This is a genomic window from Vibrio sp. TRT 2004, assembly GCF_050113735.1.
In the GTDB taxonomy this organism is placed as follows: Bacteria; Pseudomonadota; Gammaproteobacteria; order Enterobacterales; family Vibrionaceae; genus Vibrio.
On record NZ_JBNJOH010000046.1, the window covers coordinates 14,722 to 33,486 of the forward strand.

An 18,765-nucleotide genomic window follows, 5' to 3' on the forward strand; every position below is an offset into this window, starting at 1 on the left:
TAACTTGTTGAAAGTTAACAATCTTTAGTTTTTGTTTTAAGTGCCATTGCGTATTTGAGTATTGTTTTCTTACTCAAATATGCCTCTGTAAATAGGAGCTTGAAATGAAAAAAACACCCCTTACTCAACGATTTGTTGAACGAGTCAAACCCACTTCAACCGCGCAAGAATATTATGATACTAAGGTCTCTACACTGTACTTGCGAGTTTACCCATCAGGAAAACGAGTGTTCTTTGTTCGTTTTCAGCATAACGGCTTGAGACAGACACATAAGCTTGGGTGTACATCAAACTACCCATTACGTAAAGCTAGGCGAGAAGCATTGCAGTTAATTCAGCAGGTGCGCAGTCCGAAACAGGATGTTTTGCCTTCAATGACGCTACAGACGTTCGGCCAAGAGTTTTTTGCTCGTTATCCTCGCCATTGGAAGCCTAGTACCTTGAAAAAGAACGAAAGTGCCTTTCGTCTTCATATTGCTCCTTATCTTGGAGATAGGGAAGTGCAATCTATTGTTCGACACGATGTTGAACAATGGTTTGCTCAATTGGCTCATGTGAAAGGCTCCGCCAATCAAGCACTAGTGTTGCTATCGGTTATGATGCAGCAATGTGAGGAATGGGGATATCGTCTTCCAAATAGTAACCCTTGTCGTCGATTTAAGCGCTATAAAGCAGGCAAGGTAGAGCGTTATCTCAACAAGGATGAATTGTGCCGATTATGGAAAGTGTTAGGCATGTTAGAGGAGAGGAATTTAAGCGAAGTCATGATAATACGCCTGTTGATATACACAGGTTGCCGTTCGTCGGAAGTCAGAGCTTTACAATGGAAAGAGTATAGGGGAGGGAATTGGCATTTACGGGATAGCAAAACGGGAGCTAAAACCGTTTATCTTTCTTCACAGGTAAGAGCTTACCTTGATAGGTGGCAGTCCAATGGTGATTATCTGTTTCCTGCGTCATGCAACACTCAACCGATATCATCGCATAGGTTAGGGGCATTTTGGTGTCGTGTTCGTCAGTTAGCAAGCTTGGAAGGGGTACGCTTACACGATTTACGTCATACCTATGCCAGTATTGCCATTCAATCAAAAGTAAACTTGATGGTACTTAGTCATCTCTTAGGGCATGCAGATGCCGAAACAACGCTAAAGTATGTGCACTTAGGGCGTGATGATGTATGTCAGGCTGCTTCTCGTGTGTCGGATGTTTTGGCTAAGGGGATGCGCTTATGAAGTCATTATTACTTACTTCTAAAGTGATTCAATCGCTGAACTCAAAAACACGAACGTATACCGTGTGGGATACACAAGTGCCTGCGTTAGGGGTTCGAGTTTATTCTGATGGACGCCGTTTTTATGTCACGCACTTACCCACGGAGAGTAAGAAGTTAGCGTTAGTTGGGCAACTGACATTAACAAAGGCTCGTCAGCATGTACAAGCGCTACAGATGTCTTTTCTTAAAAAAAGAAAGGGTGGGGCAGTACGATTGACTCGCTTTGATGTATTTGTGAAAGAAGAATGGACAGATAATGTTTGTCGAACATGGAAAACAAGTTCGCAAGGTACAGCAAGAAGTGCGTTACAAAGGCATTTACTCCCTGAGTTTGGCCGTTACCCTGTTAGTCGTATTGAACCGTGTCATGTGCACCGTTGGTTCGATGAACTCAGTCAGGTTTACGCTGGAACCGCCAACCGTAATCTTGATGTGCTTCGTTCTATTTTCAAGTATGCGGTGAACCAAGGTTATTGCGAGAGTAACCCTTGCGATGGACTTAAACAAAATCGTAAGCAAAAAGTGAATCGGTTTTTGAGTTTAGATGAGTTATCACGGCTTAGTGAGGCGTTATTCGTCGTAAGCCAGCAAGGAGATATGGAAGCATGTTGTTGTCAGGTACTCAAACTGGTTCTGTTAACGGGATGCAGAATATCAGAGGTGACGGGGTTGCAGTGGTCTTTTGTCAAAGACAAGGAGTGGTACTTACCAGACAGCAAAACGGGGGCGAAGGTCGTGTACGTGGGTAAGGAAGCACAAAAACTCCTTTCCTTTGTATCAAAACAAGCATGGTCGCAGCGTAATGAATCACAAGACGATGTATTTACACCTCTATGTGATTTTGTGAGTAGACCGACTAAGGTCGGTGCGGTATGGCAGCAAGTACGAGCTTTAGCGAATATTGAAGATGTGCGTATTCACGATTTACGCCATACCTTTGCCAGTTATGCAGTATTAGAGGGCTATCCTCTTCCGATGGTGTCGAAACTGTTAGGTCACACACGCCTTTCATCCACGCTCCGTTATGCTCACGTGAATGATGCTCACGTATCGCAATCTGCGCAGATAATGGGAGATAAGATTAGTGAGTTATTGGTCGGTAAACTTGAGAGTAAGCCGAAGCCTAAAAAACGGCAGGTGAAGGTGTCTAAATCAATATCTGAATCTAAGCCTCAAGCAACACAAGAGCTTACTAAGGAGCAGGTTTGGAAAATTAGAGATGAAATGGACTTTTTATCTTGGTAAATGGATATTTATTGTTACATAAGCTCCTTAGATGAGGCTAGGGAGCTGCAATATGTTGATTAAATAGAGTCTCAACACGTTTCTGGACAAAAATGCTTTAGAACTGATGCTCTAAAGCTGTTCTGTCGGATTAGGGAAAGTATTTTGAGGCTATATCTCTTGTTATGTGTTTGTTACCCCACTTGTTCACCAATAGTAACAGGTAACTCAAGCAGGATTTCCCAGAAACTTTCGGGGATAGGTCCCTGATTTCCTTTCCAGTATTCGTCTGCAAAGTATGAACAGACGAGTGACGTTTGGTTATTGTTTAAAAGCACCATATTTCCTTTAAAGTATGGCTTTTCAGAAAGTACCTCAAAGATCCTGTCACTTGGTTGGCCGAATCTAGCACGAAAAGCAATAGCTTCATCTATAGTTTCGCAAGCAAAGGAACACTCAAATCTAGATTTAGTTTCTGGAAAATGTGCTCTTCTAACGTATTCAAATAGTAACTCTATCGCTGAACTAGAGATTTGCCCATGACTACCATTTTTTAAAAGGTAGTTTTCACCGTGAGCCGAAACTCCATTTGGAAAGAGTTCATCCACGTGCGACTGCAATACTTCAGGATTGACATCATCATATTTAGTGATATCAATTACGGTACCACTGGATAGTGCTCCAAGCCTATCCACCGTATAAAACTTCTTCATCTATTACCTCAAAACAATGAAAAACACATAACGCCGCGCTTTGCGGCAAATTTGTCCGACAGCAGCGCTTTGTTATGCATTTTTACCACGACCTTCCAAGCTATTCTGGACTTGGTCTGGCACAAACATCCTCTTTGGTGTTTGTTCAAAAAAACGAATATGAAATGCCGACGACATTTCGCCTGGTCGAATTCTAACCCAAGGATCTTCTAACTCTTGTGACGTAAACTCGACAGGAATCGCAGGCTCAAACTCCTCCTCGTCAATTTTTAAACCCTCTGGACCTATTTCTTGGATTTTGTAGCCGTTCGAATAGATATGAATAGCTTTAACCTTTTCTGCTAGCGATTTATTTGCCATTGGCAGAAACATTGCTTCATCAAGATCTTTAAGGCATATGGTTGGGAAATACCGTATAAAGCTGTCTTTACTGTAAGAAATTGGGAGAAATTCAACTTCACTTCGCCCTATTGATGATGAGCTTCCTACTTGTTTGTAACGCTCATCTTCATCATTGTCTATTTCCGTTTCCGAGTCATTTTCTATGTCGAGGTAACTTTCCCATTGCCCTCCGGCTATGCCGTGTTTAATACCAGATAGCTGTTCTGTAAAATCACTACCCATGTCGTTTCGCATTCGGTTTGACTTATCAGAGCTACCAAAAATTATCCCAAGTATTTTGTGCTTGGGCTCCTTCAGATACATAGTGCAAAATAACCTGAAATGTCCTATGTCATCCGCTGAATATTTTTCTTTGAGTTCAAATGAGAGAGTTAAATGACTCAGCGGATCAGTTGATTCTTGGAGGAATAGCAACCTATTCAAGGTTCCCTCAATTCGCTGAAATCCTGTAGAGATAACTGATTGTATATCATCGCCCCATCGAGCGAAGAAGCTTGCTTGCTCCTCTTCAGACAGCGTTATATTCAAATATTGGAACCTTAGTGAAAATCCGTCTGGGCTGTCCAAAGTTATTCGTAGCCTTTCGCGATCTAGAATTTCGCAGTGCTTAATACCTTGTTTTTTCGCGCTCTCAATAAGAGAATCTTTATCTCCTATCGAAAGGTTTATATTGGTAAAGAACACAAAGACGCTTGGCTTCTTGTTTGCGCCAATTGCACTATCTAGATCGCTAGCAAATTTTTCATTTATGGTTCTTTTCTGCTCTTTTGAATCATTTGCCTGATTGACAAAGCCTACAGCCCCATAAGCTAGCGATTCATCCCGGAATAACGCCTCTATATCCCTACCACCATCAGGACCACCTCGTGGATGCCTTGGCCGGACATCAGAGAATCTTTTGTCTATAGCCAAAATAGCCCTGCACAATTGCTCTCTGTGCAACTGGTTAGTATCCAAGTAACTTTTTAGTCGTTCGTCCGTTTGATATGGCAACTTCTAGCTCCGAACTATAAATGCATAACACTGTCTTTTAAGCAGACATTGTCTTTATAATATTTTCAGAAAACACAGACGCTATAGAAGTAAAGTACTGTTCTATACGTCTTACTCTTCCTTCCACTCATAAATTGCAGAATATGTCTGTATAATCATAAGTGCTCAACTAAGCTCATAATCTGCTATTAGTATATGTAGGTCAAGAACTGACATGAGAAAGTGGTCAGGAATTGGATGCTGGATTATTTTGGGGCATAGGCGAGTTAGCTCGACTCAGGATGATTTGCTAAACCATCGGTACTTGCAGTATGGTTTGTTTGGAACAGTGGTCAGAAAGTAAAGGCACACCTATGAAGCCAATAAAGCAAATTTCGAAAGCTCGAAGTGCGAAAATTGAAAGCATGAAAGCAATTAAAGCTGCTTACCTGAAGGCTAAGGCTGAAGGAAGCATCAAGACTTACCGAATTACGCGAACCCGTTAGCGAGCATGTAGAGGTAGATTTAAGCTCTGGTTGCTTTGTTGTTGAGTTTAAGGATAGACTAGGTTCTATCAATGACAGCGGGACTTTTTCAGTACATTGATGTCTACTCTGATGAGTCGCAGGCCGCGCCGCGATAGCCAAAGACCTCCGCCTTTCAATAGCCCTGTTCTCTTCCGCTCATAGAGTATTGACCGCAGGTAGCGCGTAATAGAGCCACTATTTAGTGGCTCTTGTCGTATCTGAGCGTTAGAAAAGCTAAAGTCTTTCCCTTCGAGTTTCCCAAGTTCATATGTGGGTCGTAACAAACTTCGGGGCAGATCTGAACTAGGTGGCACTTTTTGAGAAAAGTGCCACGAGTAAAACCTCAAGCCTATGAAGCCTCTGGACAGAAATCGTTTAGGAGTATCACTCTAAACGATTTATCTCAGGTTAGAAAAAGTATCTTGAAGCCATAGTCGTTTGTTAGGTGTTTTTATGCTTACTAGGGATAGTCGACTTTATTTCTAGGAATGAAAATACCTTTGATGCAATTAGGGTTTAACACTGCAATTTGAATATGATTTTGCTGCCTAAAGCCTGCATTAGGGTAGAGCTCATCTCCTTCCCAAAAAGCTGCCCTAACAGTGTCAAAATGAATGCCTTGATCTCTTGCCAGCTCGTGAGCCCAGCGAATTACTGCACAATCAAGCTCTCTCTTGCGGAAATCAAAATCATTGGGACCAAACCCTTGGTTTACTGGTAGTGATTTACCTTCTTTTTCTAAAGTCTCTTTGAGATCTTCATATGCAACATTCAAGAAGTCCAAGTGTTCTTGATCGAGTAAATCAAGACAGTTGCCTAAGTCAATGACAGTACCGAGGACGAATGGTTCTTTGATTTTGGAATGTTTACGCTTGCTATCTTCTACTGCGTATTGATTTGCTCGCTCAAAGTTATTTTCCCAAAAGTAAGTCCCCTGACCGAGCCAATCATAATCGTTATTACTGCGTTTAAATTCATCCTCATGCTGCAAGATTTTGGTTGCTGCTTGCTTGTCAATTCCATGAAAGCCATAAACAAATGAGGTTTTATTATTGTACATTACGCCGTAATCGCCTTACCTGCTTCTTTATCTTTTTCTACAGTTTCTTCAGAAAAGTAACGTTCAGAGTAGTACCCATTCTTATCAATAATCTGAGCTTTTTTGAGCATCTTTACCCGTGCAGCATGGCTTCGCTTTGGCGAGGCCGACCTAACTTTATTTGTTAACTCTTTGATAGACATAGAAAAGGCTCCATACTTTACTTTCTTTTGTACATTGTAGCTCCATAGCCAATTTTTAGCCACTTTCGTACACCTAGCGCTAAGAACAGTTGCAAAATATATGGCACTAAATTTTGCGAAGAAAAATTCGTGACATATATTTTGTCAATTGATTCGCCTTGTTAGGTGAATTCTACTCAATATATTTAGATGCAAATTTGGCTAATTCTTGTGCTCTTGATGGTTCCCAACCATTTTGAATGGCAAACTGCCTTACCACTTCAGAAGATGCGGACACGCCATTTTTTCTAAGTTCTGAAAATAATCTTTTTGCCATATCTTTATCTGATGGGTGTGCCAAGCCAGTAGACATATTGATACAACGACCCAATTTCAAAACAACGTCTTGAACGGGCTGTGTTAAAGAATTAGTTGGCGCATTCCATGATTGCTTGCCAACTACTTGAGGATTCCACGTCGAAAGCCAACGTTTACCCTCTTCCTCATTCCAAGGTAGGAAAACAATGCTATTTACGTTACGGACACCATCGATTACGTCCATATCTTTACCCGTTAGATATGCTGAAAGCAAGACATCATACCCACCGAATGATCTGATATTTTTGGGTATTTCAAAAGTAAGCGAGACCCCATTTCCTAAATTTACTGCAGATCCTTTAGTCAAAGCTTTTGCAGCTTGGTCACCCAAAAAACCAGCTACGTCTGAAGAAGTAAACGTGCCCTTTGTTGGAAATACCAATGTTATATTACTTAACCCACTAGCCTGACAAACTTGGAATGCTTGAGCAAATGCTAACTTGATCGATCCCTGATTAGAACCGTGATTTTCAACTAAATACCTAGAAACTGACATTTGTCCTCCTTTACCTAACGCCCGCATCACGCGAAGATTTGTAGTGGAAGCGAAGCCGCAACGAAAAATCCGTCGCTGTGCTTGCGTTTGTTAGGCATTGTATTTCTTGATTACAAAGTAACACATTGAAGAACACATATTACGCCCCAAGCGAACAAACTCTTCATGACTAAAACCAAGCGGAATATGTGCCCCATTGCTAACAAAGCTAAACACAGATGCGAGAGCTTTTTCTTCATTTTGATCTATGAAACTAACAGATTTTAGATATGCAAGTGACGGACCCCATGTATTTCCGCTGCCTGTAGGGCTAAATCCTTTTGAACATGCAATTTCCCTAACCAGTGTTTCAAGCGCAATACGAATATTCGTTAAGCTACCGTTGTAATCAGGCTGGGCTTTCACAAAGTCATCAGCGGAAGCATTAATAGATCGCTTCACATTATCTCTATTTTGTAGAGAAGAGTTGTCAAGCTCTTTCAGCAGAGCATCCTCTACCGGCTCGTGTCCTTTGAAATTTGGGTCCAGCGATTCAATGGTGTCATTTTCGATCTTGTAACCATCTAGCAATAGAGATTGCTTAAGAATTGAGTATTGATCGTCAAATTTGTACCTCGGAGATGTTTGGTTACGCAATGTTTTATTGGTTTGTATAATTTCGATAAACATCTCGGTCAGAGTATCTTCTGATGCAACCGTAACTTCATTGCTAATACCGGCAGGCGAAGAAGCCATTTGAGGGTCAAAACCAAATTTATCTAAAATCACATAGACTGTTGGTTTTTCTATTACTCCCAAAAGCTGACTTAATGAAAACTTTGTTCTTCTAGATACTTGCATATGTCCTCAGTCTCTTGAGATGTCTAACGCTAAGCTAAGTGGCTGCAAACACAACCAAACCCAAAATAACCACCGTAATCACATTTGCTAATTGAACCAAAACCGCCACAGGTTTGCAGTCCGGCTTAAGCGCCTTGTTAGCTGGTTACGTTGAAGCTTGATGATTGCACCCAAATGCATAATTTGAAATACATTAAGACTATACGAGCGCAATGTAAAAGAGACAGCTATAAAACTGAAACCTAGCCCACGAAACATAACTAACCCACAATAATTACAATGAAGCCAACCACAAAACCGGAATCAAACTGCTCTTTTAATTTTCCAGCTAACAGTGCTTTTTCAACAGACACTGTCTGTATAATATTTTCAGAAAATATAGACACCATATCAGCAACATACTGTTCTAACTGTCTTTATAATCCTTGCACCCACAAATTACAGAACATGTCTGTATAATCATAATTGCTCAACTAGGCTCATAATCTGCTATTAGTAAATGTAGGTCAAGAACTGACATGAGAAAGTGGTCAGGAATTGAATGCTGAATGATTTTGGGGCAGTTCTGAGCTAGCTAGCACTTTTTGAGAAAAGTGCCACGAGTAAAACTTCAGGTCTATGAAGCCTCTGGACATAACCTTCTTAGAGTAGCTCCCCTATAATCCTGCTTTCAGATAACTTCTCATATGCCAAAACGTCAAAGACCACCGTTGTCAGCGATGGTCGATTTGCACGGAACTGGACATAAATGATTTACGTACATTGCTACAAGCAGCTTTATAACATTAGAAAAAGTATCTTGAACAAAGCCCCTTTACTTTAGATGACCGTTTTCTATAAGCTTTAGCCATTATATATTCATTTAGCGTATTTCTAGCAAGCACTGTTCGTTGGTTGATTAAAGTACTCTTCAGCTTGAGTCATAGAATTAGGATTTAAATTTATGACTCTGTTAGCTGAACTGATGGTCTCTTTACGGTGAGCTATCACAATCTTGGTTATTTTGAGTTGGTTTATATTTACGTTTATCGTTTTCTCATTGTCTGAGTCTAAATGGCTTGTAGACTCATCCAGGCATAAAACTTTTGGTTCCTTATAGAGAGCCCTAGCTAAGAAAATTCGTTGCAATTGGCCGCCCGAGAAGCTGCTTCCCATATCTCCAACCTGAGTATGAAATCCCATAGGTAATTGATTTATTTCGTCCCAAATACAGGCCGTCTTGCAACATCTAACCATTTTTTCTTCTTGAAAATTATCCACATCAAACATTGTGATGTTTTCGGTTAAGGTTCCTGAAAACAAACTGTCATTTTGCATTACACTACCCAGTACACCTCTGTAGCTTGTTACTGACACCTCATTGATATTTACATTATCTATATAAATGCTGCCTCTATTTGGTTTTAACAGTCCAAGGATAAGTTTGAGTAATGTTGTTTTGCCGCAACCTGAAGGGCCGACGATAGCGACGCTCTCACCAGGCGCAATCTCAAATGAAATATCCTTCAGTATCCAGTCTGTATTGTCAGAATATCGAAACCATAAGTTACTCACTTTTATATGGCCTTGGACAGAATGAGGAAGAATGACTGAACCATCATCATTTTCGGTTTCCTCGAAAGTGATGTCTGACAATCGCTCTAAATGTAAACCTATTAACTTAAATGTTATTAATTTATCTATTAGGGAAAAAATACTGGAAGTAAATTGGCTTCGATAAGCCAGAAATGCTATCAACATTCCTACGGATAGTTGTTCTTCCATCACTATCAACGCCCCAAGATAAATGACTAATATTAGCTCTAAGCTGTTAAGTGAATTTTCAAGACTATCTTCCGCAATGCTTAACTTACCCAAGCGAATATCCGTGTTTATGACCTCGGCATATCGATTAAGCCATGTGTTTTGCCTTGCGGTTTCGTGACTAAACAGCTTTATCGTTTGGATGCCTCTTATGGTCTCCAAAAATATAGAATCTTCCTTTGCGCCCGTGACGATCGATTCTTCTGTAACTCGTCTGTTCGGATAGTAAAAAGCCATTTGTATGACAAACGATGCAAAAACAAAACCTATCACCAGAAAAGTAAGACTTGGGCTATACACATACATCATAACGAGCACAACAACCGCCATTAGCCCATCAATTAATGACTCAATGATTCCTTGCGTAAGAAACTCACGAATTGTGTTCAGTGAATTAAACCGAGAAACGACATCTCCTATATGCCTTTTTTCAAAATAGTCTAATGGTAGTCTGACTAGATGATGAAACAAGTTCGCTCCCATCTGGATGTTGATTGCGCAATTTAACCTAATAATAAGCCAGCTTCTTACACACTTAACTGCCACTTGAATAAGGGCTAAAAGTCCAAAACCGAGCGCCATTACTTGTAAGAGGGGTTTATCGTTACTAAGTAGTACGTTATCAATCACCCATTGTAGATAATATGGTGATATCAGCTGAGAAGCCTGTATGACGATTGATACAAAAAAAAGGGAGATAAGGGAGCTCTTTAGCCCGGTCATTTTGCTCCAGAGCTGACTTATTTTCATCGCCACTCTGGTATCTTGTTTTTTGAATTTACTCGCTGGCGTTAACTCTAACGCTATTCCTGTGAAGCATTCACTAAACTCTTGTAACGAAATTTTCCTTTTTCCTTGCCCCGGATCATTTATTGATAACCATTTTTTACTCACACCCGTTAACACAACGAAATGATCAAGATTCCAGTGAAGAATACACGGCAATTTCAGAAGCTTTATTTCTTCTAGATCACACTGCAATGCTCTTGATGATAGATTGATGGCACCCGCAACCGACATTAATTGTCTTAAGTTCATTCCTTGAGAACCAACAACCACATGTTTACGTAGTGATGAAAGGTTTACCATTTGACCATAAAAAGATGAGACCATCGCCAGGCAGGCAAGACCACATTCTGATGCCTCAGATTGAAGGATAAGAGGAACTCTTTTGGCTCCGTTAAATGTCAACAAGTCCAAAGGATTAGTAGCATTGCTGCTTTTCGTAGTATCCATAAATTATATCTTTCCCTTAATGGCATAAATGGGGTCGAGTAACCACTCGAGAAGTGAGCGGTTATCAAGAACAATATCAGCCTCAGCTATCATCCCAACTTTTAAAGGGAATGATTTACCATATGCGTGGATTTCTTGTTGGTTGATGGTAGCTCTGACTCGATACATCGCTTCAGTTATGTTGATCGGCAGCTTCTGATCACTGGGCAAAATAAGTGCTTTATCAATATTGCTAATTTTACCTTCTACTAGACCAAATTTTTGATATGGGAAGGCATCAAATCTGATTTTCACTTGATCGCCAACCTGAATAAAACCAGCAGATCTGGATGGTAAAAGTAGCTCTAAGATTAGTGGTGAGTTTTTGGGGATGATACTTAGAATAGGGCTGTCTGAGTCGACTTGGCTGCCAATAGAAGGCTGTATAGCCGTAACAATGCCAGACTCAGGCGCCTTTTTAATAAATTCGTACTCATTGTTTAGCCGAACAATATCGGCTTTAAGGACAGAGAGTTGTCTTTGGATACTGGTACGTTTTAGCGCTCGCTCTTCCGGTAACGAAATTCTTTGGGATTCTAAGCTAGCGATGTCCACTGAAATTGAAGCCATTTCGGTTTCTAACTTGTTTACCGAACCCTGAGCTTCCAAATAGTCTTCTTGAATAGACGAAAGAGCAGCCATGGAAAGGTAGCCTTTTTTATACAAAGCAAGATTATTGTCATATTGCTCTTCTTTTAATTTAAGGCGCTGCTTGCTTGTTACCATCGCTTTTTGTATCGCACTTAAGCTGTGGCCAAGTTCCCTCATTTTTCGGTCAATGCTGAGTTTTGATTTATCAAAAACAATATCAGAGAACTTTAACTCCTCCTTAAGCGATGTTATCTGGCTCGACAGTTCAGCTTGTAATGCCACAGATAGCTCAATACCAGAGATTAGATTTTGACTGTTTCTAATTTTAGCGAGTGCTTGTCCTTCTTTGACATGATCGCCTTCTAAGACTAGCAAATCCTCTAGTATCCCACTTCTTCCTGAGAAAACTTTTATTACACCTTGCTCTGGAAGCAGGTAACCTTTAACCGTCTCTTTTCGTGAGTAATGAGTGTTTAATGAGAAAATTAATAGCAGTATAAATATGGCAAAAACTAAGCTACATATGAAATAAACTGAGAATGGCTGCGTTAACGTTACTTTACCAGGAAGACGATTCTGTTTAGCTCTTACTGCTTCATTTCTGAACAAATGTCATTCCTTACGTCTGATTTTTGGTTAAAAATTCGACTGAATATAATGCGAAAAGTTCATCTATCAATATATGAACTGCATTTATAGTGATCAGCTGTCCAAAATTGTTAACATTTTGTGGTTTAACTTGAGTTTTTGTTCTCCTCGGTGTTAATGATTTATTGCGAGTGCTTGCTTTACATTTGTTTATTGTCATTTACTAGATAAGGAAATATCAATGAAAGAATTATCAGAAAGCGTTCTCTCACAGGTAACAGGAGCATCGAGCCCTCTTGGCGGTTGGGGTGGCTGGTTGGCAGGTAATTATGGTGACCTGTCTAACGCGCAGGCTAAGAGAAATTACGAGCGTTACAGAGAGCGTCGTGATAGAAGTGGCGATCGAGCGGCGAGGTCACGCTCACGTTCTCGAAGTGATATGAACTCACCAGGCGATCAACGTTCAAGTGATAGACGAGGTGGTCGCTAGTACCATGTTAAAGATTGCTATATTAATTATTTTTATAGCTGCAAGTGCCTCGCCCCTAGCAGGGCACTTGTTTTTTATTCTCTACGATTCTAGTGAAATACTTGGACAGTTTGACGTTAGTGTTCTTTTATTTTACTGGGTGATTATTGTTCATTTAAGCCGTGTTACTTTCGCTATGGCGCTATTCGGGCCACTTTCAAATAATGGTATTCCTACTGCTCCACCTTTTAAAAAATCGATGACAGTAGCGACTCTATATCTTCCCCTTTCTATAGCTGTCTTTTATTTTTCGACCGCTCTATCTTACACCTTTGATTCAAACTATATCTTAAATCAGCTCAACTATTATCAGCCTATGTTTAAAAATGATGGGGGGTTAATAAACTGGTTAAGCGTAATTGAGTCTGCCTTGTTATTTTGTGTTCTTGTTCCTGTGTTAGAAGAAGTGATTTTTCGTGGATATCTGTTAAAGCAGTGCCTAAGTAGGTTTAGCTTAATCATCTCTATTTTTATTTCATCGTTTTGCTTTGGTATATTGCATCAAGAAATTTTGCATGCATCCGTTATGGGTGGCGTTTTAGGATGGATATTTTATAAATTTGGCTTGCGAGTATCCATTGTAACCCACTGCATACACAATCTAGTTCTCCTCGTCGTTAATGTTCTCTATTTTGAGATCGAGGGTAACTATGCATTACCTTCTTTGGATAGTTCACCATATATACCAACTATCCCCCAATTCGTTGCAATTCTTTTTTTAGTGGTCTTTTCAAAGTACATCTATCGAAGCGTTATTAAGTAACTGACTCCAAGGTTAAATATGCCAACAGCAATGAAAGTAATAGTTACTCTCAAACTATTAGTTTGGTCAGATGAACTAGTAGAGGATTTATTACCATTAAAAATCAGGCAACCAAATACGATTGAAGCAATACCAGCATAGGCATAACCGTTAGTTAGTGTAATGTTATCAGGTAAAAGCTTAAAGCTCCAAAAGAGGTAAATACTGGCAGCGGTGAGTAAACTCGCTACTAAAAGTGAAAACATGTATTTCATATTTATAGTATCTCTTGAGTCGAGAGTTGTATAGGTAACATCATGGATAAGCTCTTTAAATCTATAGTCATATCATACAAAGAGGACAAAATATATCATTTTAATTTTTCTCATAAATCTTTCTTTATAAATATTTTACATGCTAAAGCCAAATATGTTTTTGCCTTCTAAAACTACTAGTTAAGAAATTGCATAATTAATCATTAGTTAAAATAGGTCAATTAATGACAAAAGAAATGTGTCCTAGATCGTAGGTTGGCACGCTTTTGGACAAAAATGAGTTTCAGGAATTCTAATATTAGTGATTAATGAATAACTTTTTATAAGGCAAATTTGCTAATTAATACGCCTTTGCAAAGTGCGCACTTTGTGCCGTTATGGTAAAAGTTGCAGTTATTTCAATTGCTTATAAAACTCCCGATTTTGGGAGTTTTAACAGTGAATCGAAAAGAAATGACAAAAAACTTTGTTTTTCGTGAATTTGAATGCGGATTAAGCATCGAAGAAGCCACAAAACTTTGTTTTAAAACTGTGAGCGAAGTCAAACGGTGGAATGAGGGAGAGAAGATACCGCCAATCTGTAAAAGGCTGATGCGATGGCACAGTAGGAAAGAACTGTATTATGGTGATGAATGGTGGGGCTTTCGTATGGAGGGAGGGTGGGCGGCTAATCCTACCAGCAGGTGACAGGGTAGCGCCTCAGCAAATCTTATTTGCAATAGCAATCATGCAGATTGAAGCACCAGAACATGATCTAGCTCGTTCTAAACTTCTAAAATACGCAAGAGCAATGGTAAGAATTAAGGGGCTATAAGCCCCTTTTCAACGCCCGCCTAAGGGGCTGGCAACGCACTACCACTAAACTCAAACACAATAACCGTAACCCCCGCGGCTCATTGGGACTGGAAACGCTACGCGTTGACAGTCCCTCTTGAGGCGTTTGTTAGCTTACTGCCCAAACACGCTCGAGATCATCCCAGTTAGTAATACGTACATTATTAATGAAAAGTGAATCATCACTAAATCGACCTCTACACTTCTTGCAACTATTAGGTGGCAAATCTTTAAATAGTTCGCAATCAAACTCTGAATTATTAGCAGAAGTTTCAAATGACAACACAGTAGTTTTTAGGCTATCGCTTTGCTGATCTATAGTAACTTGAAGTGTATCTCCGGATAAATTAAACCACTCTGTAGCATTTTTTACTTCATCAGAAAAAATACAGCTCAATACATCAATTCGTTTTCTATTTGCTAAGTTCATATTACTTCCTTTATTGTAAGCTAACGAATGGCATGGATTCCCCCTTCCGAGGATCTGCCACACTTACGTGGTACTTATTAGCACCGGAGGCACCATGTCTGATTATTCTTATTTTGGCGGTATCGATTTAGCTAAAAACCACTTTAGTATTCATGTTGTTGACTCACAAGGTAAAGTGACTCTTCATAAATCAGTTACTCGCTCTAAGCTACTGACCACAATAGCAAATATGCCACCTATGCGTATAGGACTCGAAGCGTGTAGTGGTGCACATTATTGGGCAAGAACGCTTAATAAATTAGGAGATGATGCTCGTATTATGGCGGTTAAGTATGTTGTTCTACATAGAACTAAAGGTAAAAACGATCTCAATGATGCCGTGGCTATCTGCCAAGCTGTCCAACACCCATCTACACGATTCGTTCCAATAAAATCTCCTGAGCAACAAGCCATACTGTCCGTTCATCGTATGCGTGAGCATTGGGTTCGTGAACGCACGGCTCTAATGAACCGGATTCGCGCCTTACTTTCTGAGTTTGGTCTTATCATTCCAGTGGGACGCTCTTCTTTAATGAAGCAAGTGCCTCTCATTCTGGAAGATGCCGAAAACGAGCTTCCACATTTAGCGCGAACCGTTATTGCTGACGCATACTACCATCTTAAACAACTCAACCAACGTATTGTAGATACTGAACAAGTGTTCGAGGCTTTTTCAAGGGTGAGCGAAAATGTTCAATGAATTATGAAAGTCAGAGGCATTGGTCCACAAACAGCAACGGCTATTCTTACCTCTATTGGTAACGGCTCTCAGTTTGATAAAAGCCGAGACTTCTCCGCTTGGCTAGGGTTAGTACCAAAGCAATATTCAACAGGCGGCAAACCCAGATTAGGCAGAATTACCAAACACGGAGACAAGTATCTACGCACTTTACTCGTCCATGGTGCTAGAACAGTCATTGCTAATCTAGGTGATAAACAAGACAGGCTCAGCCAGTGGTGTCGAGGCGTATTGGAACGAAGAGGAATGAACCGTGCTATTGTCGCTCTTGCAGCGAAGAATGCTCGAATTATCTGGTCGCTATTAGACAACCAAACGGAATTTGAGAATTACGCTGCTTAAGAAACCATTAACCCAAGCAGCGTAGCAAGAGTACACCCACCGGGTCATAGCAGACGCAATGGATGGAGATAGGTCAAGACCACTAGCGGAGAGCCTGTTAATGCAGCGGATGCAATTTGATGTCATCTAACGAATAAGGCACCGCAGTCGCGCAAAGTCATCAGGGTCACGATGTTGCGAATCATCGATATAAAGACCGAATGTAGAGCGGCAGTCCAAAACCCATCACTTGAAATTTAGCGGATGTTTGACAACCGGGGGAATCCATGTAGCCCTGTTAAGGTGGTATAATTTAAATTAATATCATTTATTATCAATTCCTTATAATTTATAACGCATTTTAATGTAGCAAATGTGTAGCACACCTAACATACAAACACGACTTTGAGAATATCAGGAAATACTGTGAAAAAAGTAAGTAAGAAAAAGAGAGCAGGTAATATTCTCTTGATAAAGTAACTAAAACTCATACTGGAGTGAGATATTAACCAATCACCACATTCGGTAAGGCGGAGGCAATGACCCCATTTGCTCATGTTCCGTACAGCTGAGTTTTTCTAGCCGCGCGACTTTAAGCTTGGACAATTACACAGAATTCAGGATAGTCTCTTTTTCGAATTTACAACGGTAAACATACTAGCCTCCAAATGTGCTAGATATACAGCGGCTAGTAAGAGTCACTCGACGATTCGGAAACATCGTACTATAAGTACAATCGAGCAAGCCTTAGTTTTCGAGTTAGTCCTAGCAGTCTTTAGAAAACTCAACCTCATTTATCACCGCAACAATGATGATTAGATCCAATTAAGAAGAATCTTCATTCTTAAGCTTTGCTCTAAGGTTGTCTACAAACTCTCGCACTCTTCGCTTGTTATCTCCATGTAAATGACTTCCACATACTTCAGAGCGATATTGTATCTCAGGGGATGAATAAACTGGTAGTCTCACTTTCTCCAAACTCATTACGGTTCCAGCATTTGAACACTTATATGCCCTAGCATATGGTTTGATGAAATGGCGATTTTCTGGTCTAGTACTTCTCTCTAACTGTCCTTGAAGAAGTGAGAATAAAAATGTTTCATGATGATTAGCAAACATTAAATGGCCGAACTCATGCTCAAGTACATAAGGCATAGCGCTGTCGGCCAAGAGTACAAAACTATCATTAAACTCCCAGTCAGTGATACCAGTATAGCCCCCCTCAAAAATGTCATGACTATCTGGAACAACGAAGACATAATAGCTTTGTGGGTCACTTCTTAATTTAACAACCTCACTCTTTCCAATTTCTTCACTTCCTTTACTATGCAAATTCTCTAAGTAAATTTCACTTCCAGAAAATTTAAAATCAATGTATTCAATCGTTTCTAAGTCCCGCGTTAGGGGAATACATGTATTTTTCAATGTTTCATTTGAGAAAATAATTTGTTCTTTCGCTTTATCTTTAGTAAACGTATTAATAAGAGAAGAATCTACAAAATAATAAACCTTGGTTACTAAAGTTTCTTCTTCAATATTGCAAAAAGGTGAATATAATTGATTTTTGTCGAAGGCCATGTAATCTGGAAGTGAACTAAAATAGACGAACAAAGAAAACACAACAAATAAGACCACCAACCGCATATTCATTTTCCTCGTTCCTCCTGATTAACAAAACTTTACAACACCCAAACGACAATTTAAAATATCTTATTTTGTTAGCGCATTCTTATTTGCCTGCCATGACGAACGCATATGCTCAAAAGTAAACTGCGTTTGTTCAACAAAAGCAAATTTTAAATTTGGATTGCTAAAGGCTACTGCTACCGATAGCGGTTCAACATCGTCAATATCGAATATTTTATAAGATACGCCAAGAAGTGTTTCGAGAATTAAAGATGGGCCAGTAACAATCAATGTCACATTATTTGTTGTTCGAATATAATCCAGCCTATAATTAATTAGTCTCGAAAAATAATCATCATTAGTCATGTTAAGTTCAACTTTATAGCTATACAATGCACCACACCTAATAATGAACTTATACCTTTTGATCATTTGCATAATTATGATACTTATAAGCTTTGATTTTTCATGAGATATAATGATGTTATTATTGTATTCACCAAATGCATTTTTAGCACAAGAAAGCGACAAAAGGTTAAAATGTACGCTAGGAATGACAAAATCATTAAAAATATCTTCTAACTTAAGTTTTTGTGCTGCTTTCATTATGCTTTCAACATATTCATTATACTCATTAAAAAAGGAAGAAACAATTAACTTAATATTATTATTTTTAGATGAAAATTTACTTAATATGACTTCAGATTTCAAAACATCACTAATGTTTAACTTAGCCAAATCTGGATAAGCTTCATCACACTCTAAAAAACAATGAGAAAAATCCGGTAATGTATCAAAATCGATATACATCCCACCCTGTTTATAAAGTACAATCAATCGAACTATATCACTAAATAGCTGATCCTAATTATGCTTCACTTTTTGTACTCCATGACCACCGCTGGGAAACGATGAAATGTTATCCAT

15 protein-coding genes and 2 pseudogenes are annotated in these 18,765 nt (G+C 39.5%); 6 read left to right on the plus strand and 11 right to left on the minus strand.

The window, feature by feature from the left end:
* Window positions 1-104 precede the first annotated feature (104 nt).
* Both ACQEXR_RS16200 and ACQEXR_RS16205 read left to right on the plus strand, forming a co-directional pair.
* Complete coding sequence (locus ACQEXR_RS16200; RefSeq protein ID WP_427020739.1) at window positions 105-1,232, plus strand: tyrosine-type recombinase/integrase; 1,128 nt, start codon at window positions 105-107, stop codon at window positions 1,230-1,232.
* Window positions 1,229-2,518: a tyrosine-type recombinase/integrase gene (locus ACQEXR_RS16205; protein ID WP_426951148.1), complete on the plus strand. Its 1,290-nt coding sequence runs from the start codon at window positions 1,229-1,231 to the stop codon at window positions 2,516-2,518. The genes ACQEXR_RS16200 and ACQEXR_RS16205 overlap by 4 nt, the downstream gene beginning before the upstream one ends.
* 173 nt (window positions 2,519-2,691) lie before the next feature.
* Here ACQEXR_RS16205 and ACQEXR_RS16210 read toward each other — a convergent pair whose 3' ends face one another.
* The 8 genes from ACQEXR_RS16210 to ACQEXR_RS16245 all read right to left on the minus strand — a co-directional run bounded on the left by ACQEXR_RS16210 (window position 2,692) and on the right by ACQEXR_RS16245 (window position 12,324).
* Complete coding sequence (locus ACQEXR_RS16210) at window positions 2,692-3,210, minus strand: DUF2441 domain-containing protein (protein ID WP_427020740.1); 519 nt, start codon at window positions 3,208-3,210, stop codon at window positions 2,692-2,694.
* Between the two features lie 72 nt (window positions 3,211-3,282).
* Window positions 3,283-4,605 carry a hypothetical protein gene (locus tag ACQEXR_RS16215; RefSeq protein ID WP_427020741.1) on the minus strand — a complete coding sequence of 441 codons (1,323 nt, stop codon included), beginning with the start codon at window positions 4,603-4,605 and terminating at the stop codon, window positions 3,283-3,285.
* Window positions 4,606-5,571: 966 nt separating this feature from the next.
* Window positions 5,572-6,171, minus strand: a complete 600-nt coding sequence (locus ACQEXR_RS16220) for a hypothetical protein (RefSeq protein ID WP_427020742.1) — start codon at window positions 6,169-6,171, stop codon at window positions 5,572-5,574.
* A complete protein-coding gene (locus ACQEXR_RS16225) occupies window positions 6,171-6,416 on the minus strand; it encodes a hypothetical protein (RefSeq protein WP_427020743.1) in 246 nt (81 codons plus the stop codon). Before ACQEXR_RS16225 ends, ACQEXR_RS16220 begins: the two co-directional genes overlap by 1 nt.
* Window positions 6,417-6,525: 109 nt before the next feature.
* Complete coding sequence (locus ACQEXR_RS16230) at window positions 6,526-7,206, minus strand: hypothetical protein (RefSeq protein ID WP_427020744.1); 681 nt, start codon at window positions 7,204-7,206, stop codon at window positions 6,526-6,528.
* Window positions 7,207-7,296: 90 nt separating this feature from the next.
* Complete coding sequence (locus ACQEXR_RS16235) at window positions 7,297-8,046, minus strand: hypothetical protein (protein ID WP_138971544.1); 750 nt, start codon at window positions 8,044-8,046, stop codon at window positions 7,297-7,299.
* A gap of 873 nt (window positions 8,047-8,919) precedes the next feature.
* Window positions 8,920-11,085, minus strand: coding sequence for a peptidase domain-containing ABC transporter (locus ACQEXR_RS16240; protein ID WP_427020745.1), 2,166 nt, complete (start codon window positions 11,083-11,085; stop codon window positions 8,920-8,922).
* 3 nt (window positions 11,086-11,088) lie between these two features.
* Entirely contained in the window at window positions 11,089-12,324 is a 1,236-nt protein-coding gene (locus ACQEXR_RS16245) for an HlyD family secretion protein (RefSeq protein WP_426968661.1), read from the minus strand.
* Between the two features lie 220 nt (window positions 12,325-12,544).
* Between ACQEXR_RS16245 and ACQEXR_RS16250 the strand changes: the two genes are divergently transcribed.
* The 3 genes and pseudogenes from ACQEXR_RS16250 to ACQEXR_RS16260 all read left to right on the plus strand — a co-directional run bounded on the left by ACQEXR_RS16250 (window position 12,545) and on the right by ACQEXR_RS16260 (window position 14,663).
* Window positions 12,545-12,793: a hypothetical protein gene (locus tag ACQEXR_RS16250; RefSeq protein WP_426968659.1), complete on the plus strand. Its 249-nt coding sequence runs from the start codon at window positions 12,545-12,547 to the stop codon at window positions 12,791-12,793.
* Window positions 12,794-12,797: 4 nt separating this feature from the next.
* The gene (locus ACQEXR_RS16255; RefSeq protein ID WP_427020746.1) at window positions 12,798-13,595 is read left to right on the plus strand and encodes a CPBP family intramembrane glutamic endopeptidase; all 798 of its coding nucleotides are present in this window, start codon (window positions 12,798-12,800) and stop codon (window positions 13,593-13,595) included.
* Window positions 13,596-14,302: 707 nt separating this feature from the next.
* Window positions 14,303-14,663: pseudogene (locus ACQEXR_RS16260) on the plus strand (regulator).
* A gap of 129 nt (window positions 14,664-14,792) precedes the next feature.
* Here ACQEXR_RS16260 and ACQEXR_RS16265 read toward each other — a convergent pair.
* Window positions 14,793-15,113: a hypothetical protein gene (locus ACQEXR_RS16265; RefSeq protein WP_427020747.1), complete on the minus strand. Its 321-nt coding sequence runs from the start codon at window positions 15,111-15,113 to the stop codon at window positions 14,793-14,795.
* A gap of 94 nt (window positions 15,114-15,207) precedes the next feature.
* Between ACQEXR_RS16265 and ACQEXR_RS16270 the strand changes: the two are divergent.
* Window positions 15,208-16,233 (plus strand): annotated as a pseudogene (locus tag ACQEXR_RS16270) (IS110 family transposase).
* An 804-nt stretch (window positions 16,234-17,037) separates the two neighbouring features.
* On the opposite strand, the gene ACQEXR_RS16275 reads toward ACQEXR_RS16270, so the two are convergent.
* Together ACQEXR_RS16275 and ACQEXR_RS16280 are read right to left on the minus strand one after the other, a co-directional pair.
* A complete protein-coding gene (locus ACQEXR_RS16275) occupies window positions 17,038-17,862 on the minus strand; it encodes a hypothetical protein (protein WP_427020748.1) in 825 nt (274 codons plus the stop codon).
* A 60-nt stretch (window positions 17,863-17,922) separates the two neighbouring features.
* Window positions 17,923-18,684: a TcdA/TcdB catalytic glycosyltransferase domain-containing protein gene (locus ACQEXR_RS16280; RefSeq protein ID WP_427020749.1), complete on the minus strand. Its 762-nt coding sequence runs from the start codon at window positions 18,682-18,684 to the stop codon at window positions 17,923-17,925.
* Window positions 18,685-18,765: the final 81 nt, after the last annotated feature.